Source organism: Pseudomonadota bacterium, from assembly GCA_023229365.1.
In the GTDB taxonomy this organism is placed as follows: Bacteria; Myxococcota_A; Polyangia; order JAAYKL01; family JAAYKL01; genus JALNZK01.
The window spans coordinates 21,899-43,811 of sequence record JALNZK010000025.1; the positions used below are offsets into that span (position 1 = coordinate 21,899).

21 protein-coding genes are annotated in these 21,913 nt (G+C 69.1%); 6 read left to right on the plus strand and 15 right to left on the minus strand.

Annotated features, from left to right (window positions below):
• The first annotated feature begins 38 nt into the window (after positions 1-38).
• Positions 39-1,394, plus strand: coding sequence for a pyruvate carboxylase subunit B (locus tag M0R80_13010; GenBank protein MCK9460551.1), 1,356 nt, complete (start codon positions 39-41; stop codon positions 1,392-1,394).
• On the opposite strand, the gene M0R80_13015 is transcribed toward M0R80_13010, so the two are convergent.
• From M0R80_13015 to M0R80_13030, 4 genes are read right to left on the minus strand one after another with little or no spacing between them, the layout of a single operon-like run.
• A complete protein-coding gene (locus M0R80_13015) occupies positions 1,391-2,878 on the minus strand; it encodes an MOP flippase family protein (protein MCK9460552.1) in 1,488 nt (495 codons plus the stop codon). The two genes, M0R80_13010 and M0R80_13015, sit on opposite strands and share 4 nt — an antisense overlap.
• Positions 2,842-3,519: a class I SAM-dependent methyltransferase gene (locus tag M0R80_13020; GenBank protein MCK9460553.1), complete on the minus strand. Its 678-nt coding sequence runs from the start codon at positions 3,517-3,519 to the stop codon at positions 2,842-2,844. The genes M0R80_13015 and M0R80_13020 overlap by 37 nt, the downstream gene beginning before the upstream one ends.
• A gap of 3 nt (positions 3,520-3,522) precedes the next feature.
• On the minus strand, positions 3,523-4,227 hold the full coding sequence (locus M0R80_13025) for a class I SAM-dependent methyltransferase (protein ID MCK9460554.1): 705 nt from the start codon (positions 4,225-4,227) through the stop codon (positions 3,523-3,525).
• The gene (locus M0R80_13030) at positions 4,220-4,873 is read right to left on the minus strand and encodes a glycosyltransferase family 2 protein (protein MCK9460555.1); all 654 of its coding nucleotides are present in this window, start codon (positions 4,871-4,873) and stop codon (positions 4,220-4,222) included. The genes M0R80_13025 and M0R80_13030 overlap by 8 nt, the downstream gene beginning before the upstream one ends.
• Before the next feature lie 421 nt (positions 4,874-5,294).
• On the opposite strand from M0R80_13030, the gene M0R80_13035 reads away from it, so the two are divergent.
• Positions 5,295-6,041: a CatB-related O-acetyltransferase gene (locus M0R80_13035; GenBank protein ID MCK9460556.1), complete on the plus strand. Its 747-nt coding sequence runs from the start codon at positions 5,295-5,297 to the stop codon at positions 6,039-6,041.
• Positions 6,038-7,243 (plus strand): hypothetical protein, encoded by a 1,206-nt coding sequence (locus M0R80_13040; GenBank protein ID MCK9460557.1) that lies wholly within the window; start codon positions 6,038-6,040, stop codon positions 7,241-7,243. Before M0R80_13035 ends, M0R80_13040 begins: the two co-directional genes overlap by 4 nt.
• Here the strand turns inward: M0R80_13040 and M0R80_13045 are convergent.
• From M0R80_13045 to M0R80_13085, 9 genes are read right to left on the minus strand one after another with little or no spacing between them, the layout of a single operon-like run.
• A complete protein-coding gene (locus M0R80_13045; protein ID MCK9460558.1) occupies positions 7,221-8,126 on the minus strand; it encodes a methyltransferase domain-containing protein in 906 nt (301 codons plus the stop codon). The two genes, M0R80_13040 and M0R80_13045, sit on opposite strands and share 23 nt — an antisense overlap.
• 24 nt (positions 8,127-8,150) lie before the next feature.
• Positions 8,151-8,432, minus strand: a complete 282-nt coding sequence (locus M0R80_13050) for a polyhydroxyalkanoic acid system family protein (protein ID MCK9460559.1) — start codon at positions 8,430-8,432, stop codon at positions 8,151-8,153.
• 26 nt (positions 8,433-8,458) lie between these two features.
• Positions 8,459-9,439, minus strand: coding sequence for a glycosyltransferase (locus M0R80_13055; GenBank protein MCK9460560.1), 981 nt, complete (start codon positions 9,437-9,439; stop codon positions 8,459-8,461).
• A gap of 5 nt (positions 9,440-9,444) precedes the next feature.
• Entirely contained in the window at positions 9,445-10,671 is a 1,227-nt protein-coding gene (locus M0R80_13060; protein MCK9460561.1) for a glycosyltransferase, read from the minus strand.
• Entirely contained in the window at positions 10,668-11,516 is an 849-nt protein-coding gene (locus M0R80_13065) for a glycosyltransferase family 2 protein (protein MCK9460562.1), read from the minus strand. The genes M0R80_13060 and M0R80_13065 overlap by 4 nt, the downstream gene beginning before the upstream one ends.
• A gap of 4 nt (positions 11,517-11,520) precedes the next feature.
• Positions 11,521-12,540 (minus strand): ACP S-malonyltransferase, encoded by a 1,020-nt coding sequence (locus M0R80_13070; protein ID MCK9460563.1) that lies wholly within the window; start codon positions 12,538-12,540, stop codon positions 11,521-11,523.
• The gene (fabG, locus tag M0R80_13075; protein ID MCK9460564.1) at positions 12,537-13,304 is read right to left on the minus strand and encodes a 3-oxoacyl-ACP reductase FabG; all 768 of its coding nucleotides are present in this window, start codon (positions 13,302-13,304) and stop codon (positions 12,537-12,539) included. Before fabG ends, M0R80_13070 begins: the two co-directional genes overlap by 4 nt.
• Positions 13,282-14,769, minus strand: coding sequence for a PQQ-binding-like beta-propeller repeat protein (locus tag M0R80_13080; protein MCK9460565.1), 1,488 nt, complete (start codon positions 14,767-14,769; stop codon positions 13,282-13,284). Before M0R80_13080 ends, fabG begins: the two co-directional genes overlap by 23 nt.
• Positions 14,759-15,457 carry an HAD family hydrolase gene (locus tag M0R80_13085; GenBank protein ID MCK9460566.1) on the minus strand — a complete coding sequence of 233 codons (699 nt, stop codon included), beginning with the start codon at positions 15,455-15,457 and terminating at the stop codon, positions 14,759-14,761. The genes M0R80_13080 and M0R80_13085 overlap by 11 nt, the downstream gene beginning before the upstream one ends.
• A 108-nt stretch (positions 15,458-15,565) precedes the next feature.
• Between M0R80_13085 and M0R80_13090 the strand changes: the two genes are divergently transcribed.
• Positions 15,566-17,728, plus strand: a complete 2,163-nt coding sequence (locus M0R80_13090; protein ID MCK9460567.1) for a hypothetical protein — start codon at positions 15,566-15,568, stop codon at positions 17,726-17,728.
• Positions 17,729-17,754: 26 nt separating this feature from the next.
• On the opposite strand, the gene M0R80_13095 is transcribed toward M0R80_13090, so the two are convergent.
• On the minus strand, positions 17,755-18,123 hold the full coding sequence (locus M0R80_13095) for a hypothetical protein (GenBank protein ID MCK9460568.1): 369 nt from the start codon (positions 18,121-18,123) through the stop codon (positions 17,755-17,757).
• Positions 18,124-18,214: 91 nt separating this feature from the next.
• Here M0R80_13095 and M0R80_13100 point away from each other — a divergent pair, with 91 nt between their 5' ends.
• Positions 18,215-19,423, plus strand: a complete 1,209-nt coding sequence (locus M0R80_13100; protein MCK9460569.1) for a PQQ-binding-like beta-propeller repeat protein — start codon at positions 18,215-18,217, stop codon at positions 19,421-19,423.
• A complete protein-coding gene (locus M0R80_13105) occupies positions 19,423-20,472 on the plus strand; it encodes a deoxyguanosinetriphosphate triphosphohydrolase (GenBank protein MCK9460570.1) in 1,050 nt (349 codons plus the stop codon). Before M0R80_13100 ends, M0R80_13105 begins: the two co-directional genes overlap by 1 nt.
• 21 nt (positions 20,473-20,493) lie before the next feature.
• Here the strand turns inward: M0R80_13105 and M0R80_13110 are convergent, their stop codons facing one another.
• Positions 20,494-21,819, minus strand: coding sequence for a cytochrome c3 family protein (locus M0R80_13110; protein MCK9460571.1), 1,326 nt, complete (start codon positions 21,817-21,819; stop codon positions 20,494-20,496).
• Positions 21,820-21,913 lie beyond the last annotated feature (94 nt).

The window sequence follows — 21,913 nt, forward strand, 5'->3', positions numbered from 1 at the left end:
CATACTATCCGGCGCGACCGAAGGGAGGTCACCGACCGATGACGAAGATCACCGAGACCGCGCTCAGGGACGCGCACCAGTCGTTGTTCGCGACGCGCATGCGCACGGAGGACGTCGTGGCGACGGCACCGCTGCTCGATCGCGTCGGCTTCGCCTCGCTCGAGGCGTGGGGCGGGGCGACGTTCGACTCGTGCCTCCGCTTCCTCGCCGAGGATCCGTGGGAGCGGCTGCGCCGGGTGAAGGCCGCGGCGCCGAGCACGCCTATCCAGATGCTGCTGCGCGGGCAGAACCTGGTGGGCTACCGCAACTACGCGGACGATGTCGTCGACGAGTTCGTGCGGCTCGCCGCGGCGAACGGCGTCGACGTGTTCCGCGTGTTCGACGCTCTGAACGACACGCGCAACATGGAGCGCGCGCTCGCGGCGATCAAGAGGACCGGGAAGCACGCGCAAGGGGCCATCTCCTACACGACGAGCCCGGTGCACTCGACCGAGTCGTTCATCGAGACGGTGCGCACGCTCGCGGAACTCGGCTGCGATTCGATCTGCATCAAGGACATGTCCGGCATCATCATGCCGCGCGTGGCCCACGACCTCATCAAGGCGCTCAAGAAGGCGGTCGGCCTGCCGGTCGTGCTCCACTCCCACTGCACCGCCGGGACCGCCCCGATGGCGTACCAGGCCGCGATCGACGCGGGCGTCGACCGGCTCGACTGCGCGATCTCGCCCATCGGCGGCGGCACGGCGCAGCCGCACACCGAGAGCATCGCGTACGCGGTGCGGGGCACGCCGGAGGACGCCGGGGTCGACTTCGGCGCGCTCGCGTCCGTCACCGAGGCGTTCAAGGCGATCCGCGAGAAATACCTCCCGCTCATCGAGCCGATCTCGGAGCGCGTCGACACGCGCGTGCTCCTGTACCAGCTCCCGGGCGGCATGCTGTCGAACCTGCTCAGCCAGCTCAAGGCGCAGAACAAGCTCGACAGGTTCGAGGAAGTGCTCGACGAGGTGCCGCGCGTCCGCGCCGACTGCGGGTACCCGCCGCTGGTCACGCCCACGAGCCAGATCGTCGGCACCCAGGCGGTGTTCAACGTGCTCATGGGCCGGTACAAGGTCGTGAGCAAGGAGACCAAGGCGCTCGTCCAGGGCGGCTACGGCCGCACGCCCCAGCCCATCGATCCCGAGTTCGCGAAGAAGATCCTCGGCGGCGGGAAGCAGATCGAGGGGCGCGCCGCCGACCACCTCGCGCCGGAGCTCGACGCGCTGCGCGCCGAGCACGAGCCCACGGGCCTCGTCAAGCGGCCCGAGGATCTGCTCACGCTCGCCATGAACCCGCAGGTCGGCAAGGCGTTCCTCGCGGGCGAGGTGAAGGCCGAGAAGGCGCCCTGGGAAGGCTAGGCCCGGCCCTTCGGCGCGCCCTTCCGGAAACCCAAGAGCTCGCGCATCGCGTCGAGCCAGACGCGGTTGAACACCGCGCTCAAGGCCAGGTACGCCGCTCCGATGACCGCCACGCCGACGATCAGGCGGATCGGCGGCGCGGTGAACGGCCAGGCGGCGGCGAACCCGGCAAGGCCGGCCACCGCGGACAGGACGAACGGCACGATCATCTGCACGAGGTACTCACCGAACTTCGCGCCACATTGGGACCGAACGAGGAAGTACCAGTTCGGCACGAAACCGACGGCGACGACACCGAACATTGCAACCGCCATGCCGGTGGCGCCGAACCGACTCCCGATCCAGATGGCGGGCGGCGTGATGAACATCCAAACGAGGTTCCATTTGAAGGCGAGATCCGCCCTGCCCATCGCCAGGAGGAGGCTTCCGACCGGGTTTCCCGTGGACCGCAAGAGGCCCCAGCACGCGAACACTTGAAGGAGCGGCACGACGCCAGCCCATTTCTCACCCAGGAGCAGCCGCACCGCCTCCGGAGCGAACACGGCGAGACCGACATAGATCGGGAAGTTCACCGACGAGACCATTCGAATGGTCTGCAGGTAGACTTGCCGCAGCAGGGCGGCGTCGCCCTGGGCCTTTGCCATCACCGGCATTCCCACCTGCGTCACGATCGGGTTGATCATCATGGCGACGCGCAGGCTCAGGTTCCTCGGGACGCTGTACAATCCCATCGCCGAGGCGCCGAGCAGTTTCCCGCCGAGCATGATGTCCACCTGGGAATTGAACGTGTTCACGAGGTTGTTGCCGATCATGTATGCGCCGAACCTGAGGAATCCGGCGATGCTTGGCAGGTTGAAGACGAGGCGCGGACGCCACCCACGGGACAAGAGGATCCAGTTCAGCGCCGTCCTCGTCACCGCCGTCGCCACGCCGCCCAAAACCAGCGAATAGACGCCCCCGCCGCCGAACGCGACCGCAACGGCCGTGACGAAACCGACGAGGCTGGCGGGCAGATCGACCGCAGTGAGCGCGGCGAAGGCGAGCTCCTTCTGCGCGACGATGCGGATCTGCAGCCCGGCCGCGTCGACGATCATACCCGTGCAGGTCAGCATCAGCAGCGGCCGGATCTCCATGTCGCCGTAGAACCGAGCGATGAGCGGGCTGGCCGCGACGACGATCGCAGCGAGGGCGGTGCTCGCGCCGATGTTCAGCCAGTACAGGCTCGACTTCTGTGTTTCGTCGATGTCCTGGTAGTGGATGATCGCGTTGCTCACGCCGGCGTCGGCGAAGATCTGCAGGAACGCCATCACCGAGGCGACGATCGCCATGAGCCCGAAGTCGGAGGGGGCGAGCAACCTCGCCAGGATCACCATCTGCACGAGCTGGAGGCCCAGCTTCACGACCGACGACAACGCCGTCCAGCGCACGCCCGAGAACGCCTGCCGCTTCAGGCTCGGGGTTTTCGGGCCGTCACGAAGTACCAAGCGGTCTCGCCTTCTGCGGGAAAGAGACGATCCATAACCGGTGCGGCGACCTGGTCCGCATACCAGATCGGCGCGAACAACCGCCGCGTCACGCGTCCCCAAGCACCCCGAGTGAACCTCGTCGTATGATAATTAAACTTCAGCACCCAGGTGGTCCAGAAACCGGTGAAGGCCTCGATCTCGATCTGCGCGAACCCGGCCTCCCCGAGCAGCTTCAGAAGACCGAACCGCGTGTACCGGAAGAAATCCCAAGGTTCCTCGTGCACGTGCCACTGAAACGGCACAGCCAAGAACAGGCCGCCGCCAGGACGCAGGATCCTGAACGCCTCGCACAGCATCTTCCGCGGCTCGGAAAGATGCTCCAGGACCTGAAACGAGACCACGTTGTCGGCGACCTCGCTCTCGATGGGGAGATCCTTGTTCAGATCGGCGACGATATCCGCGCGCAGGTCGTGCAGCGTGTTCGACCAGTCCACGCCGACGTAGCTGCTCGCGTGCTGGAGGATGTCTTTCTCGTACGGGCGTTCGCCGCAGCCGAGATCGTACACGCAGCCGGTCATGCTCGCGACGCGCTTCGCCACCTGGGCGTCGTTCAGCTTGTAGGCGAGCCAGTTGTAGGTCATCGAGGCCCAGTCGTGCACGTCTCAAGCCCTTTCATAGACATAGAAATCGGAGAAGGATCCCTCGTCGTCGTTTCCGGCGTAGGGGTACGCGTTCGGGACGTGCTGGACAAGCCGCCACGCCGGCCGCTCGCGCGCGACCCAATCCGTGAACTTCCGGTGCCTGACATGAACGGCGGTTTCGGTCGGTCGGCTCTCCTCATTAGAAGCGTAGAACACTGCGAACCGCTCAGACCAATCGAACATCTTTCCCATGTACTCTTCGAAAACGCGGTCCTCCACGAGGTGAAAAACGACGTCCAAGGACAGGGTCAGGTGCGCCCGCTCGCCACGGTATTCGGACATCATTGCGAACCGCTTCGTCGAATCTGCCCGAAAAACGGCTCGGCACATCTCGACCGCCTTCTCGCTCACATCGAACCCCAAGTACTGCGGGTATTCGGCGAAACGCAGCTGGTTGCCATCCCCGCATCCGAGCTCGATGATCGACGCGATCTCGTGATCGCGGACGAAGGCGTTCAGAAACTCCGCCTTGAACTGGGCGAACTTGTCGTACGATCCGACTCCGGAAGTGCCGCCCTGCCGGTACCGGTTCTCCCAATAGTGCGCTGAATCGAACGGCGCAAGCCGCGTTTTCCGGATCAACCTGTACCCGCGGGACAGGATCGGGCCGGCGATCGGAATTGCGGCGACAATTAGCTTTAATTCGTTCTTCCAGTGCTCAAACATGTGGGAATCCATATGCACCGACCATTGCCTGGATCTGCCGGTCGTTGCCTCCCTGGAGGTAGTTGTACTGCGCAAGACCTCCAACCCGGAAACCGGGCCATTCGGTGAAGACCCGACGTTTCCCAATCTTCCGCGACCTACCACGGTTGAGCCGCACCATCCAATAGAGCCAGATATCGTCCCCGCTAGGGCACAGCTCGCGGAACAGGTCCTCCCGCAGGACATCCGAGTAAAACACGCCGGGCGGATAGAGCACGCCACCGACGCCGGTGGGGAACACCAAGGAAGAAGTGCCGTTTGATCGAGTGTCGAGCGACCAATCCAGGTAAGGGGCTGGCTGCCCGCTCTCGCCCAAGCGGACGCTGTTCGCGCGGTGGCACATCACGGTTCGCCGGTCCTCGGTGTGGGCGCGCACGAGCTCCTCAAGCCATGTCGGCCAGTAGTAGACGTCGTCATCGGCAGTAACGATCACCGCCCCCGGCATCTCACGCAGAGTTGGGATGATCTTCTTGTAGGAAAGCAAATCCTCGCAAAACCGGATCTCAAGCCCCGCGTCCACGAGCCCAAGAAGTTGCTCGTCCAAAGCGGCTCTGTCGTCGTGCGCGATCCACAAAATGATCCGATCTGCGGCCACGGTCTGCGACAAGAGGCACTTCAGGGTCGATCCGAGGTAGGAGAACCGTTTCGGGTACGATGTCAACGAAACGACGAGCGGCGCCGAGAGACCGTGCGGAGTTCCTGACCGTCTTCGTGCCAAGCGGAGGTTGGCCCATCCGGCGAACAGCACCGGTTTGACGCTCTTCTGCCACTCGACATGGAACCGGGTGCGAGCCCGACGGAGCAGACCTCCACCCATCTATCTCCTCACCTCGGGTGCACCGGCGGAGCCCATCCTCGCCTCTCTTCCGTCGCGGTGCGGTGGCACGATCGTCGTCACGAGGAGTCTCCTCGCCGCAACAATACCGGATCCGGGGATTCGTTCAACCCCGGGTTCCAGCCGGCAAAGGCTCGCGCCGCTACGGCTGCCCGTTACGGCTGGCGCCGGCCTTTGTTTGCCACTACATTGGATGGTCGTGGGCCTTCTGTCGAAAGAATCGTTCACCCGACTCGCGGGACGCTGGCCCGTCTCCGAAGGGATCTTCACGGCGCGGCGTGTGCTCGCGCGTCTGGCGGGACGTTCCAAGGGCGTCATCATCGAGCACGGCGTCCGGCTCGACGGCCGCACCGAGATCGAAGGCAGGAGCCGTCTCCTGAAAAACGCGTCGGTCCAGGGCGCGCAGATCGGTTTCGGATCCTATGTGGGCATGGATTCGATTCTCGACGGCGTGCGAATCGGCAGATTCTGCTCCATCGGACCCTACGTCCGGGTCGTGACCGGGCGCCATCCGACAAAGAAGATCGTCTCCACGCATCCGGCGTTCTACTCGATCCGGCACCAGGGCGGCTTCGGGTACGCGGAGTCTCAGCTCGTCGACGAGTTCGCCTACGCCGACGAAGCGACGCGGGCGACGGTGATCATCGGGAACGACGTTTGGATCGGGCACGGCGCAACGCTGGTCGCCGGCATCCGCATCGGAGACGGCGCCGTGATTGGCGCGAGCAGCCTGGTGACCAAAGACGTAGCGCCGTTCACGATCAATTTCGGCGTGCCCTCGAAGACCGTCTCCCATCGATTCGATCCGGAGGAGATCGCGCTGCTGCTTGATTCCCGTTGGTGGGACCGCCCGGAGGAGTGGATCCGCGAGAACGCGCATCTCTTCGCCGACATCGCCGCGTTCACGAAAGCGCTCTCTCCTCGAGGCGACGGGGGATGACGCGGGCCGGAGACGAGCGCGAGAGCCCTGCGATCGTGGTGCTCGGTCACAGCCGCCCTTCGGCGCTCGCGCGGCTCCTCGGCTCGCTCGAGCGCGCCGCGGTACCCGACGGGACAGCGCTTGTCGTCAGCATCGACGGAGGCGGGGATCCGCAGGTGGCGCAGGTGGCGCGCGCCGCGCGGTGGCCGTTCGGCCCACTGGAGGTCGCGATCCGAGAGCAAAACCTCGGGTTGCGCGCTCATGTTCTCGCCTGCGGCGATCTCGTGGAACGGTTCGGCTCGATCGTGATGCTCGAAGACGATCTACTCGTCTCGCGCCGGTTCTACGCGTTCGCCGCGCAGGCGCTAGCCCGCTATGCCGACGATCCCGCAATCGCGGGTGTCTCCCTGTACGCCCACAGGATCAGCATCGAGGCGCGGCTTCCGTTCTGGCCGATCGAGGACGGGGGTGACACCTACTTCCTGCAGCTGCCGTCCTCGTGGGGTCAGGCGTGGACACGCGATCAGTGGCGACGTTTCAGGCGTTGGCTCGACGGCGATCGGGGAGGTTTCGACTTCACCCGGCTCCCCCCGCACATCGCAGCATGGCCTGATTCGTCATGGCTCAAGTACTTCGCGGCGTTTGCCGTCGCGACGGACTCGTTCGTGGTGTACCCACGGGTGTCGCTGACGACCAACTTCAACGATTGCGGAACACACGTCCGTTTTGCGAACCAGCGGTTCCAGGTGCCGCTCCGGCTGGACGGGGAGGAATACCGTTTCCGCGCGCTCGAGGAGTCCGCCGCGGTATACGACGTCTTCTTCGAGCTGCTTCCGGCGCGCCTGCACGCCCTGTGCCCCTCACTCGGGGACTACAGTCTCGACGTAGACCTGTACGGTACCAAATGCGCCGCCCACGTGTCTGCGCCATGGGTGCTGACGACCCGGCGCTGCGCGCGGATCGAGCGCGGTTTCGGCAGGATGCTCAAGCCTCATGAGCTGAACGTGATCCACGGGGTTCCCGGCGATGCGATCCGCTTCGCCCGCGCCTGCGAAATCATCCGAGAGGCCCCGACATTCCTCCGCGACGTGGCGCAGCGTCGCAGCGACAACGCCTACTTCTTCAGGACCGCACCCGCCCCGGACGCCGCCACGATAGCCGCGGACGCCCTCGATCTCTTCAGGAGCACCATCCGCGCGCTCACAGCTTCTCGGCGACGATGACGATGCAGTCGCCGCGGCCGTGGATCAGATCGCCGATCCGGGTGATCAAGCCACCGAGCCCCACTGCCGAAAGGCGAACGCGCTTCCCGTACCAGGAGCCGGGAGCCCCTTCGCGCGGAGCCTCATAGCGGCGCTGGTGGACGCTCCAGGTGGCCGGCGTCACCTCCCTGTAGCGCACGATTCCGAAGTCGTGATCCCCGCACGCGATCTCGATCGCTCGGCGCGTGTAGAGGATCTGGTGGTACGGCGCATGGATATTGATCCACCGCCTGCCGTGGCGTGCGCGGTGACGGGATGCGAAGTTGGGAGTGGACAGCGCGATCCGACCCCCATGCCGCAGAAGCCGCCGGCACGGCTCAAGCAGCTCCCCCGGGTCGCCGACGTGCTCGAGGAGTTGGCTCGCCAGGACGCCGTCGAACTCGCCGGCGTGCGCCCGGGAGAACTCGTCGAGGGGAGTCGCGTGGGCCTCGAGCCCGGCGTCCCGCAACGCCTCGACCTTGCGGACGTCGAGCTCGAGCCCGACCCACGTCCCACCCCGCAGGCGGACAATCGCCTCGCTCCCGCCGGTGCCGCAGCCGACGTCGAGCACGTGCCCGCTCCCCAGCTCGAACGCCAGCTCCGGGGATCTGTTGACTCCGGAGATCAGGGCGCCTATCGCCGCCGAAATCGGACCCTGCCGTCCCGCGGTCTCCGCTCGTCCCGGGTAGTAGCGGCCGTACAGCTCGGACATCCGTTCCTTCGGGAGCGGATCCCGGAGAAACCCCGCGCCGCAGCTGCGGCAGCCCGCGAGCGTAAACCTGCCTGCGAAGCCGTACCTGTCATCGTATACCTCGTGCTGATTGTCGGTGTCTCGGCCACCGCAAACCGGGCAGAATTCCCGCATCGCCGTACTTTCCTCCCTTTGGCATTAGCCGGCGAGCACCTTGCCGATCTTCTTATTGATCTCCTCTTCGATCTTCGGTTTGAGCAGCTTGGCCATCATGCCGAGCGTCACCTCGAGCGTCAGCTCGGTCGGCGATATCGTGAGCGTCCCTTGCTTGAGCCCGGCGCCGTCGAGGAGGCACCTGTCGCCGTCCCAGCGGTAGCGGATGCCGTACTTGGCCTTGAGATCCTTCGCGAGCTCCTCGAGCCGGCCGCGCAGGACGCCGGTTTCAACGCTGTGGTTCTTCCTGATGATGATGTCCGCCATCGCTCTCTCCTCGGTTGGAGGGGCGACTATACACAGCGCCGCGGCTCCGCGCGAGGGGGAACGAGGAGCCCCTCGTAGACGTCGAGCACCCGCCGCGCGACGGCCGTTTCCGAGAGCGGTCCGACGACGTCGCGACCGTTGGAGCGGCGCGCCCCCTCGAGCACGCGGACGAGCGCGGCGCCGAGCGCGGCCGGCGCCCGATCCGCGATCTCCGACGGCGAGACGCCGGCGATCCGCGCCCGCACGTCGCCGACCTCGACGGTGACGACCGGGAGGTTGCAGGCGAGCGCCTCCTTCACGATCGTCGAGCTGCCCTCGTGATCGCTCGTCAGGATCAGGCAGTCCGCGGCGTTCAGGTAGTCGGGGACGCGGTCGGGCTCGACAGAGACGAGTGGCTCGAGGCGGACGGCGGGGAGCGTCTTCCGCGCCTCGGCCACGGCCGCCTCCGCGAGATCCCGGCGCTTCCCGGGCGACGGGTTCCCCGCGTTGAACAGGACGACGCGCGCCTCGAGGTCCCAGCCCAGAGCGCGCCGCGCCTCATCGCGCGGCCGCGGGCGGAACAGCTCGAGGTCGACGCCCATGGGGATCACCGAGGCGCGATCCCTGCGCCAGACGAGCCGGCGCTCGAGCTCCTCGCTGACGCAGATGATCCGGTCCGCGCGCAACGCCGCGAGCTGCGATAGGGCGTGGGTCGCTGCCCCGAGCGCGGGGTCCAGGTGCGGCACGGGGTTCAGATCGCTCCCGTGGAAGGTCACGACGAGCGGCAGCGAGGTGCTCACCGCGCACAGGAAGGCGGAGCCGCTGCCGTAGTGGGCGTGGACGAGATCCGGTGCGACCGCGCGGATCTCTCGCTCGAGGCGCCGCCGCTCTCGGAGGAGGCTCGAGAAGCTGCGCGACGGATCGAGGAGGAACTGTCTGACGTCGACCCCGAGCGCGCCGAGCGCCTCAGCCTGGCGTCGAGAGAAGATCATCTCGATCCCGCCCGGCCTGCCCGGGATGACGATCATCGCCTTCAAGGCGACCCCCCCTCGGCGAGCCGCTCGACGACGGAGAACACCGGCCTGAGCGTGACCATCCAGTCGAGGTGCGTCCGGCAGTACACCGCCGCGCGCTCGCCCATCGAGCGCCTGAGCGCCGCGTCGTCGAACAGGCGGGCGAGCTCGCGGCCGAACGAAGCGGCGTCCCCGGGCGTGTACCTCGCGCCGAGCCCGTTCGCCTCGACGAAATCGTAGTACGGCGCGCGCGGCACGAGCACCGGGCGCCCGGCTTGCAGGTAGTCCGCGATCTTGAGCGGGCTGCCGCCGCGCTGTCCGCCGAACCCGTAGTCGATCTCGGGCGGGGTGTACGCGGCGACATCGGCGACAGCGACGTACCTCCTCATCAGCCTGCGCTCGAGGAAGCCGAGGAAGCGCACCCGATCCGCGAGCCCGGGCGGCACGGCGCGCTCGAGCTCGCTTTGCATGGGGCCGTCCCCGAGCACGAGGAGTGACGCGTTCTCGTGCGCGGGGCCCTCGGCGAACGCGGCGAACGCGCGGACGAGGAACTCCACGCCCTCGTAGTGCCGAAGGTGCCCAACGTAGATGGCGTAGCGCCGGTCCGGATCCAGCCCCAGGGCGGCCCTCTCGCCGCGCGGATCGGCGCCCGCCGCACGCTCTTCCGGGAAGCACCCGTTCGGGACGACCTCGATGGCCGCCGCGCCGGGGTAGTGATCGACGAGGTTTCGGCGGAAGTTCTCGCAGGTCGTGAAGACACGGCTCGCGCGCCTGAACAACGCCCTGTCATAGACCTTGTAGATCCGCTCCTTCGCCCGCTGCATCCGCTCGCCAGGGCGTCTGTCGAGCAGCGCCTGGTTCGGGAGCCCGTTCACCTCGACGCAGATGTCCCGCGCGCCGGTAAACCGCATCAGGAGCGGCGCGATCAGCATCGTCGTGTAGCGGAAGTAGAACAGGGTCGGCTCCCCGGGCGCCCGGCGGGCGAGCAGATCCCGCGCGATCCGCAGCTGGCGAAGGACGAAGATCGCGTGGGGGATCTTCGGCGCGTCTTCGTGGATCACGACCTCCACGTCCTCGAGCTTCGCGAGAGCCCGGAGCAGGGGGTTGTTCCCCATCGCCGTGATCCGGCCCACGTCCCGGTGACGCCGCAGCGCGCGCACGAAGTCGAGGGAGTGGTTGAGCGGCCCGCTCGCGCCGGCGTGGAGCCGACAGAAGAACACGACGTGCACCTTGGTGCGCCGGATCATCTCGGCCCTCGGCGCTCGAAAGTGTACCCGGCCACGAGCCGCGCGCCGGTGAGGGCGGTGTACCACAACGCGTAGGGGCGATCGAAGCACGACCGCGCGAACGCGTACGTCGTGAGCAGGTTGCCGGGCAGGCGGCGATCCAGCACGTAGCCGGCGAGCCCGGAACGGACGTTGCCCCGGCGCCCCCAGCCGGTCCCGACACGGGCGTCGGCAGCGCACACGAGCCTGTAGCCGGCGCGCCGCGCGCGCCACGAGAGCTCGTAGTCGGCGGAGTAGTGCGGCAAGCGGCGCTCGTCGAAGAGGCCGACGTCGCGCAGCGCGCGCACCGGGATCAGCGTGCCGCGGCCCGAGAGGACGTCGCAGTCGAGCACGGCGCCCGCGGGCAGCGCGTCCGGGGTGCGGTCCCTGTAGCTCGAGGCGAACTCCGCCCGCAGCCAGCGGAGGCGCAGCTCCGCGTACCGCACGGTTCGAGTGAGGTCGTCGATGCAGACCGAGCCGACGAGCGCGCGCGGGTGCTCCGCCGCTGCGCCGGCGAGCGCGGCCAGGTACTCCGGGCCGACGCGCACGTCGTCGTTGATGGTGACGACGGCGTCGCCGGATCCGGCGCGCGGGAGGATCTCCTCGAGGCCCGCGTTCATCGCTCCCGCCCACCACAGCTCCGCGCCGGCCCTGACGACGGTCAGCCTCTCGCGCTCGGCGCCCTGGAATTCGACCGGCACCGTGCCGTGGTCGATGCACACGACGTCAAAGTCGCGGTACGTCTGCGCCGCGAGCTGCCGCACGAGCTCCCGGGCCCGCTCGGGCCGGTCGAAGGTCGGGAACAGGACGTGCAGGAAGGAGCCCATGCGGTCACGTCGACAGCAGCGCGACGGCCGTGCGCTCGGCGGAGCGGAGGTCGGCGACGCCGTGCACCCGGATCTCCGGATCCGGGAGGTTCAGGCGGACGAGCCCGCGCAGCACGTTGCCGGGCCCGATCTCGACGTAGTCGGTCACCTTGAGCTCGGCGAGGCGCCGCAGCACCGCGTCGAACCGGATCGGCGACTCGAGCTGCCCGGCCAGGAGCTCGCGGACCGCCGCCGGCTCCGCCGCCGCGTGGCCGTGGCGGTTGAAGATCATCGCGACGGGCTCGCCGACCCGCGCCCGGGGCTTCGGCCCCCGCTTCCAGGTCTGCGCGATCGGCGCCTCGCCCGCGCTCGCGGCGCGCGCGATCTCGAGCCGGCCGAGCGCCTCGCCGAACGCCACGACCGCCGGCCGCATGAGCGGCGAGTGCCACGCGCCGGACACGCGGAGCCGCGTCAGCTTGACGCCCGGGCGCCTCCCGAGCGCTCGCTCGGCCTCGGCCACGAGCGCCGCGTCCCCTGAGATCACGATCTGCGACGGCGCGTTCAAAGCCGCGATGCCGATCGCCCCTTGCGCCGCGAGCTCAGCTATCGCCTCGCCGACGGCGCGCTCGTCCAAGCCGGCCACCGCGATCATGCTGCCGTCGCGGAGCTCCGCCGCCTCGCTCATCGCCTTGCCCCGCGCGGCGGCGAGGATCACGGCGTCCCGCGGGTGCGCCATCCCGGCCGCGGCGAGCGCCGGGATCTCGCCGAGCGAGTGGCCCGCCACGACGTCCGCGCGGATCCCCGCCTCGCCGAGGCGGCGCCAGAGCGCGAGGGAGACCACCGTGAGCGCGGGCTGGAGGAGGCGCGTCTCGGCGAGCTTCCTCTCCGGGCCCCGGACGCAGACGCGGGCGATGTCCTCGCCGGTCTCGGCGCTCGCGATCGCGGCGAGCTCGTCCGCGAACGCGTCCTTGCCGAAGAGATCCCGGCCCATGCCCGCCTCCTGCGAACCCTGGCCGGGAAACAGGAAGGCGATCCTCCGCATCATGGCGCCGCGCCCACCGTCGAAGTCAGCCCGCCGTCCACGACGATCTCCTGGCCGACGACGTAGCTCGCCTCGTCGGAGACGAGGAACGCCACGACGTTCGCCACCTCCTCGGGTCGGCCGAACCGCCCGACGAGGATCCGCCCCTTGGCCGCGAGCTTCACCTGACGCGGCATCCGAGCGGTCATGTCGGTCTCCACGAAGCCGGGCAGCACTGCGTTGACCCGCACTCCCTTCGGCGCGAGCTCGGCCGCGAGCGCCCGCGTGAACGCCGCGAGCCCCCCCTTGGAGGCGCAGTAGTTGGTCTGGCCCGCGATGCCGAAGACGGCCGCGACCGAGGAGATCGTGACGATCGCCCCGGACTTCTGCGCCAGCATCGGCCGGCACGCCGCCTTGGCGAACCGAAACGCGCCGACGAGGTTCGTGTCGATCACCTCGGCGAAGTCTTCCTCCGGCATCAGCATGAGGTACTGATCGCGCGTCACCCCGGCGTTGCACACGAGGATGTCGAGGCGCCCGCGCCCGCGCACCACGCCCTCGACACACGCGGCGACCGCGGCGGAGTCGCGCGAATTGCACTCGACCGCCTCCACCGCAAGCCCGGAGCCGGCCGCCTCCCGCACGATCACCGCCGCCTGTTCCGCGCTGTGCCCGTAGGTGAACACGACGTGGGCGCCGCGACGCGCGAGCTCCTCGACGACGGCGCGGCCGATGCCGCGGGAGCCGCCGGTCACGAGCGCCACCCTATCTGCCAGCTCTCTTCCCATCCGTGCCTCCTGCGGTGCCCCCCTCGTCGATCCAGACGAGAAGAACGCCCCCGCCCACCGCGGCCGTGTGAGCCCCGTCGCGCGCCGCGCTCACGATCCAGTCGCTCGCCTCGGAGCCCGCCGCGAGCTCGGCGTGCAGCCGGCCGTCGGCCGAGAGCTCTATCACGCCTTCCTCCACCGCGCAGCTCAAGACCGATGCGGACGCGAGCCACTGCAGCCGGCCCCGGCACCGCGCGCCCGTTTCGCCGCCGAGCTTGCGCGGCGCGGCCCGCTCGCCTCCGGTCGCGACGTCCACGGCGAGGAGCCCGTCCTTCTCGTGCGAGACGAACACCCGGCTCCCGTCGCCGTCGAGCGCGACGTCCGCCACGGCGTACGGATCGACCTCGATCTGCGCGACCATCGCGCGCCGCCCCGTGTCCCAGACGCGGACGACCGTTCGCGACGGGTCGTACTCGAGGGTGGCGAAGCGCGCGCCGTCCCCGCTCGCCGCGAGGCGGTCAACCGGCCCGCGCAGATCCCGCGGCGGCAGCCGCCAGCTGATCGTGCCGTCCGCGAGGTTCCACAGCGTGACCTCTCCCCCCGAGCCCGCCACCAGGACGGCGCGACCCGGCGGGAGGCTCCGCGCGGCACGGCCGCTCGACGGGATCGCGAGGTGCAGGCCGCCCGCCGCGGCATCGAACCTGTGGATCCTGCCGTCGCCGGTCAGCGCGACGACCCAGCGGCCGTCCGTGGAGAACGCGACCTCGACCACGCCGCCCGCGCTCGCGGGGTAGAGCGCCGTCCAGGCGAGCCTGATGTCGTTCGACAGCGCGTACACCTCGACCCTCGGCTTCAGGCCGCCCATCGCCACGGCGAGGCGCCGTCCCTCCGGATCGATGGCGAGCGCCCTCGCCTCGCGCCCCACTCCCCCGAGCACGCACCGCGGCGCGCCGTCCTCGACGCCGTCGCGGCAGCGCGGAGGGCTCGCGGCGGCCCTGTACTCGAACAGCGCTGCCCCATCCCGCCCCGCGAGCACCTGTGCCTCGACGACGGCCACCTCGAACGCCGGGCGCGGCACGAACACCTGGCCGAGCGGCCTGAGCACCCAGCGGACGATCACGTCCCTCTCGAGCGCCTCCGCGCGAACGGCGCCGCCGACGGGCGTGAGCGCCAGCCCCTCGCCGCGCGCGACGACCGCCACGCCGCCCTTCTTGGGCCAACGGGCTCGGCTCGGCGCGAGCTCGGCCCGGACCTCTTGACCATCCGCGCTCACGTCGAGGCAGAACTGCGCCTCCTCCCCGGCGATCGTGAAGGTGAACAGCCTGTCCGCGAACTCGGCCGGCGCGAGCAGCGCCTCGAGCGCGGCCTCTGTGAGCACCCCCTTCTCGTCGGCGAGCGGGGAAAGAGCGGGATCGTCGGCGTCGGCTCTCGCTGCGCCCGCTGCGAGGATGACGGCCGCGAGGGCCGCGAGGAGCTCAGTGCGCATCGCCCGTAGCCCCGGCTCTTGCGAGCACAGCGTCGAGATCGCCGAGGTCGTCGATCACGTGATCGGCGCCGGCCCCCTCGAGCGCGCCTCTCGCCCTTCGCGGCTCGTCTGCCTTGGCCACCACGCCGATCGCCGGGATGCCCGCCGCATGGGCCGCGCGGACGTCGTCCGGGGTATCGCCTATCATCCACGCGCGCCGGGTTCCGAGGCGATCGAGCGCGAGCCGGATCGGCGCCGGATTCGGCTTCAGCGGCCCGTCCTCGAAGGTCACCACGGCCGAGAACAGCCGGCGCAACTCGTAGCGGTCGAGCAGCTCGAGCGCGTCGTCCCGCGGCCGGCCGGTCACGATGCCGAGCGTGAACCGCTCGGACCACCTCTCCAGCGCTTCGGGCGACACGAGCAGCGTCTCGTCGTGCTTGAGCCCGCGCCTTTGCGGCGTTCCCTGGTACAGCGCCTCGAAACGCCGCTTCACCTCTTCGTAGTCGGCGGTGACGCCGCGCGCGACGATGAGCCGCTGTGTGAGCAGCCAGTCGTCGTTGGCGTCGCCCGCCGCCTTGGCCCCGCTCACGTCGTCGAGCGTGATCCGCACGCCGTACGACTCCGCGGTCAGGATCGCCGCGCGCCGGTACGATTGCGCCGTGTCGACGAGCGTGTCGTCCACGTCGAACAGGAGGGCGTCGGGCAACATGGCGGTTACTGTATCACGGTAATACGACAATTGGATCTTGACCGAAATCTGGAAAACCCATAAACGGCGACGCGTTCGGAAAACAGAAGGACTTTGGGAGGTGCTCTGATGAGCTCGAGAATGATCATAATAATTGTAGCGATCCTGCTTCTCACCGGCTTGAGCGCGTGCTCGGGCAGCGGACACGGCTCGCCGGACGCGGGCGGAACCGATACGGATTCCGACACCGACTCCGATACCGATTCCGACACCGATTCCGACACCGATTCCGACACCGATTCCGACACCGATTCCGATACCGACTCCGACACTGACACCGATACCGACACCGATTCCGACACCGATACCGACACCGACACCGATACCGACACCGACACGGATACCGATACCGATACCGATACCGATACCGACACGGATGCGGACGGTGGTACCGACACCGACACCGATACCGATACCGACACGGATGCGGACGGCGGTACCGACACGGACACAGATACCGACACAGATACGGATACAGACACTGACACCGACACTGATACCGATACCGATACCGACACCGACACCGACACAGACACCGACACAGATACCGACGCGGATTGCACCCCGGACGCGTATCTGCACTGCGGCGCCGACGGCGACGTGCACACCTACGACTCCTGCGACGTCGAGGGTGCGGTCGTCGACGATTGCTCCGACCTCTACGGAACGTGCATCGACTCGGGCGGCTCGGCGGAGTGCGCGTGCGAGGGGAACTGGGACATCGCGACCGACTGCACGACCTGCGTCGGCAACTGGGACGTCGCCACCGACTGCGAGACCTGCACGGGCAATTGGGATCCGCTCGCCGGTTGCGAGGAGTGCCTCGGCAACTGGGACATCGCAGACGACTGCGACGAGTGCCTGCCGAACTGGGACATCGCGACCGGCTGCGCGACCTGCCTCGGCAACTGGGCACTCGGCGCCGAGTGCGAGGACTGCGTCGGCAACTGGGATCCCGCCGCTGCGTGCGAGGGCTGCGAGGACAACTGGATCGACGACGGCGACGACTGCGGCACCTGCCCGCCGCCGTCTCATGTCAGCAGCTGCGTGCCGTCCGGCGACACGGGCTGCGTCGAGGCGGTGTCGAGCGAGGCCGCGTTCACGCTCTGCGACGGCTCGGACAACGACTGCGACGGCCAGGTCGACGAGGGGTGCACGTGCGCGACCGGCGAGGTGCAGGCGTGCTTCCTCGGCCCGCCTGCGTCCCGCGGCGAGGGCGTCTGCGAGGACGGCTCACAGACCTGCGTCGCCGACGGCGAGACGGGGATCTGGGGCCCGTGCGAGGGCGGCATCCTCCCCTCGGCCGAGGCGTGCGACTTCGCGGACAATGACTGCGACGGCTGCGCGGACGAGGAGAAGTGTTGCGATCCGTGGATCGACTGCTCGGTCACGGTCGACGACGCGACGCCGTTCGTGGACTACGTGCTCCACGGCGCGGACTTCCTCGTCGGCAGCGTCGCGACGACCCACTGGAAGTGGGAGCTCAGCCGCGGCCCGTGCGACGAGGTGCTCGGGCGCACGACGTTCACGATGAACGGCGCGTCCGTCACGGTGGTCGAGGGCACGCCCGCGACGGCGCAAGACCTCACGCTCCACTTCACGCTCTCCGGATCGTACACGCTCACCCTGTCCGTCACCTCGGGCGGCGAGACGATGAGCTGCAGCTGGGTGATCGACGTCGTGGCGCAGGGCATCCGCGTCGAGGCGTGCTGGGACACCACGGGCGACGTCGACGCGGACCTGCACTTCGGCAAGATCGGCGCGACGAGCGACTGGTTCAGCACGACCGCGAGCCAGCAGGACTGCTACTACTGGAACTGCGCCGACGACCTCTACTACGACGTCGCCTGGGGCTACTCGGACCTCGCGGGCTACCCCAACCCGCGGCTCGACATCGACAACATCAGCACCGTGGGGATCCCGGAGAACATCAACCTCGACAACCCGGCGGACGGCGACCAGTTCCGCGTCATGGTCCACATGTACGACTACGCGGCGATCGCCACGCACCCGATGGTGAACATCTACTGCGGCGGCGTCCGCAGGGCGACGTTCGGATCCACGCCGCAAGTGGACGGCTTCGACACCGGCTGCGGCGACGACTGCGGCGACGGCTGGAAGGTGGCGGACATCACCTGGGACGGCGACGTCTGGTCGGACGCCTGCGTGATCGACCCCGTCCTCTCCGGCGGCGACTACGTCGTCGAAACCGGCCCGTTCACCTGGCCGTAGGCCCTTCGCCGGAAGAGGAGCGCTTCCTAGGCGTTGCTCGGTTTCGCGTTGACCCGCCTGAACGCGGCTATCGCCCCGGCGATCGTCTCCAGGATCGCCAGGCCGAACGCGAGCGACAGGTTGTTGACCGACTCGGCGATCCCGGCCGCCATGATCGCCTCCTGCATCGACGGATCGACCATCGCGAGCGCCTCGAACGACCTCGAGATCCCGAGGACCGTCGCGTAGCCGCCGACGAGCAACTGGATCGCGATCCCGCCGACGATGAACGGGATGAGATTCGTTCTCTTCGCGCGTACGAACTGGACGACGATCGCCGCCAGCACGCCCAGAAAGACGAGAATCCCGAGGAACATCATCGGCCCGCCCTCTTCGAAATACCGCGCCATCTCCATCTGAGCCCCCTCTTATTCAAGGCCTTCGCAGCCTGCGCGGGCAGGATAACAGATATCCGTCCGGGCGGGGCGTTGTGGTAGGCTGCACGCCATGAGAGCTCGGGGCAAAGGCGCGCTCCTGACGGTGCTCTGCGCGGGGCTCCTCGTCGCGTGCGGGCGGCGGGGCCAGAACGGGAAGCCTGTCGAGCCCAAGCCTTCGGGTGAGGCGGGCGAGCCTTTGGCCGACGCGGGCCCGGCCGAGCCCGAGCTGCCGAACGTGCCGTTCGCGATGCTCGGCGGCGGGCCGCGCCACGAGTTTCGCGCCGCCGTCCCGGGCCCGGCCACGGCGCCTGTCGAGATCGCGGTGTTCCGCGCGGGCGGGAGGATCGCGGCGTCGCCCGTGATCGGGCCGGACGGGACGATCTACGTCGGCTCGGTCGACGGCACGTTCAACGCGCTCCGCCGCGACGGCGGCCTCCGCTGGAGCTACGTCGCCGGCGCGCCGATCTTCTCCACGGCCGCGGTGAGCGAGGGCGGGGCGGTGTACGTCGGGTGCGACGACGACACCCTGCTCGCCTTCGCGGCGGACGGCGCGGTGCGCTGGACCTACAGGCAGAAACAGGACGTCGACTCGTCGCCCGTGATCGCCGAGGGCGGCGCGATCTACGTCGGCGGCGAGGGGCTGCACGCGATCACCGCGTCCGGCGAGCGGCGCTGGATGTCGCTCCTGGGCGGCGCGCACGTGAGCGCGTCCCCGGCGATGCTCCCGAACGGCCGCGTCGCGGTCGGCGGTCACGATCACCGCGTGTACGCGCTGCAGCCGGACGGCACGGCGGCGTGGGCGTTCGCCACGGGCGGCCCGGTGGAGGGCCCGATCGCGGCGCTCGGCGGCGGCGACGTCGTCTTCGGCTCGACGGACGGAAAGCTGTATCGGCTCAGCCCGGAGGGCGGCAAGCGGTTCGCGGTCGACGTGGGCGGCGCGGTGCGCGGCGGCGTCGCGGTGGCGGCGGACGAGGGCACGCTGTACGCCGGCACGATGGCCGGGGAGCTCGTGGCGATCGACGCGGCGAAGGGCGCGGTCGAATGGCGCGTCAAGACCGGCGGGCCGATCCGCGCGACGCCGGTGCTCGACCCCGAGGGACGGCTGTACGTGGGATCGCGGGATCGCGGCCTGTACGCCGTGGACGCCGCGACCGGCGAGATCGCCTGGCGCGTGGAGCTCGGCGCGGAGATCGACGCGGCGGTCGCGATCGCGTCCGGGCGCAGGCTGGTTGTCGCGAGCGACGACGGCGCGGTGCGCCTCATGGCGGAGGCGCAGTGATGCCGAGCCTCAGGGAGCGGGCCGAGGCCGCGGAGCGCGAACGCCTCTCGGACCGCGCGGCGCTGTCGTCCGGGGAGGGCGCGGTGCGGGAGCGCGGCGAGCCGCCCTGCGCGTACCGCACGTCGTTCGAGGTCGACCGCCACCGCATCGTGCAGTCCAAGGCGTTCCGCCGCCTCAAGGGAAAGACGCAGGTCTTTCTTTGGCCCGAGGGCGATCACTACAGGACGCGGCTCACGCACTGCCAGGAGGTGAGCCAGGTCGCGCGCACCATCGCGCGGGCGCTCCACCTGAACGAGGATCTCGCGGAGGCGATCGCGCTCGGCCACGACCTCGGCCACGCGCCGTTCGGCCACGCGGGCGAGGCGACGATGCAGAGGCTCGTGCCCGGCGGGTTCCGCCACGAGCGGCAGAGCCTGCGCGTCGTCGAGCGGCTCGAGAACAACGGCGACGGGCTCAACCTCACGCGCGCGGTCCGCGACGGGATCGCGCGCCACTCGAAGGGGGCCGGGCCGATCCTCGCGGTCCCCGCGGAGCAGCTCCCGGGCACGCTCGAGGGGCAGATCGTGCGGCTCGCCGACATCATCGCCTACGTCAACCACGACCTCGACGACGCCGTGCGCGCGCGGGTGCTCTCTCCCGGCGACGTCCCGGCGCCGCTGATCGACGCGCTCGGCCGCACTCCGTCGGCGCGCAACGAGCGGCTCGTGCTCGACATCGTCGAGCGCACCGAGGCGTGCTCCGCCGCGCGCATCGCGATGAGCGACCGTGTCGCGGAGGCGCTCGAGGCGCTCCGCGCGTTCCTCTACGACCGCGTCTACCTGAACCCGCACGTCCACGCCGAGTTCCAGAAGGCCGAGGAGCTGATCGAGCGGCTGTGGCGCCACTTCACGGCCGATCTCGACAGGTTCTACGCGCGCTTCTGGCCAGGCGCGCTGCGCGACGGCACGCCCGAGGACGACGTGCGAGACTTCGTGTCGGGGATGACCGACGCGTTCGCCGTCAATCTGTACGAGGAGCTGTTCACACCGCGGCGCTGGTACGTCCTGTAGGGCGGGGTCTTCGCGCGGGGATCAGTGCGCCGTCCACTCGAAGGCGTGCGGCCAGTTGGCGGTGTCGGTCGGCACGGCCGTGTGGCACACGTTGCACGCCGTGCGCCGCTCTGGGCTCGCGCCGCCGTGCTTCTCGGCGAACTCCTCGCCGAACTCCTCCGGCTCTTCTTCGGCGCCACGAGAGGACGCGTGGCACGCTGCGCAGCTCCCGATCGTCACCGACGCGCTCTGGTACTGCTCTCCCTGGTAGTTGTCCGACTCCTCTCGCGAAGGGACCATCGCGTGCGGGCTCCCGTGGCACGCCGGGCACGCGAGACCGCCGTGGCCCGCCGCGTTGCGGTAGAGCCCGGCCGCCGTGTCGACCTGCGCCACGCCGGTGTGGCACTGCACGCAGGTCGGCTCCTCGGCCCACGGCGTACGCGAACCGTCCGCGATCGACGCCGCGACGTCCGCCATCCCGCCGTGGCAGGCGACGCAGTTGCCATCGTCCGTGGCGTGCGCGAGGCTCCTCGAGCACTTCGTCTGCGGTCCGGGGTGGCAGTCGTAGCACGTCGCCCCTTTGTCGGCGTGGTAACCGTGTATCGCCTCGGACAGGAACTTGCCCGACGTCCCCGGATCGTTGAGGCCGAGCGCCGGGCTGCCGTGGCAGCTCGCGCACAGGACCGGCTTGGCGCCGGCGAGATCCGTCCCGCTCAACGTATCGTGGGTATCGAGGATGGCGCCGAACGGATCCGCGACGCCGTGGCAGTTCGAGCACCGGATCTCTTCCGACGTGGGCACCGTGGCCTTGGTCTCTGCGACGACGTTGCCCGAGCTGTCCTTCACGGTGATTGTCGCCACCTGGAACGGGTTCCACGTGCCGTCGTCGTCGACGGGCACCACCGGGATGCCGTGCACCTCGAAGTGGTCTCCCGACGCCGCGACGACCATGGTGCCCGCGAGCCCGTTGTGCTGCGCCGGATCGCTCAGGTTCAACCCGGTGTCGTGCTCGAGCGCCGCGCCGAACAACGCCTCGCAGTTGTCCCAGAATTGGCCGTACTCCGCCTTGCCGTAGGAGTACGTGTTGTTGTCGATCGAGTATTCCACGGTGAGGCCCTCGGTGACGGGCTGCGGGGGATCGCCGCGCCGCACCACCTGCGCCCAGATGGTGTTGTAGGGCGGCAGGATCACGGCCGTGTCGTACGTCGGGTTGAGGCAGTGCATCCCGAGGTCGTTCCACGCGAGCACGACGTACTCGCCGGAACCGGGTCCGGACACACTGGAATTGGACGATCCCCCGCCGCACGCGGGTCCGCAGATCGCGATCGCTGCAGCGGACGCCAGAATGCGGACGATCTTATATTTCATGAACGTACCCCCGTTTCGTCGCGCCGAGCGACCTGTTCGCTCTGCAACGAAGCGCATCAGGCTACCACGAATTCCCGCCCATTGATGCTCTCCC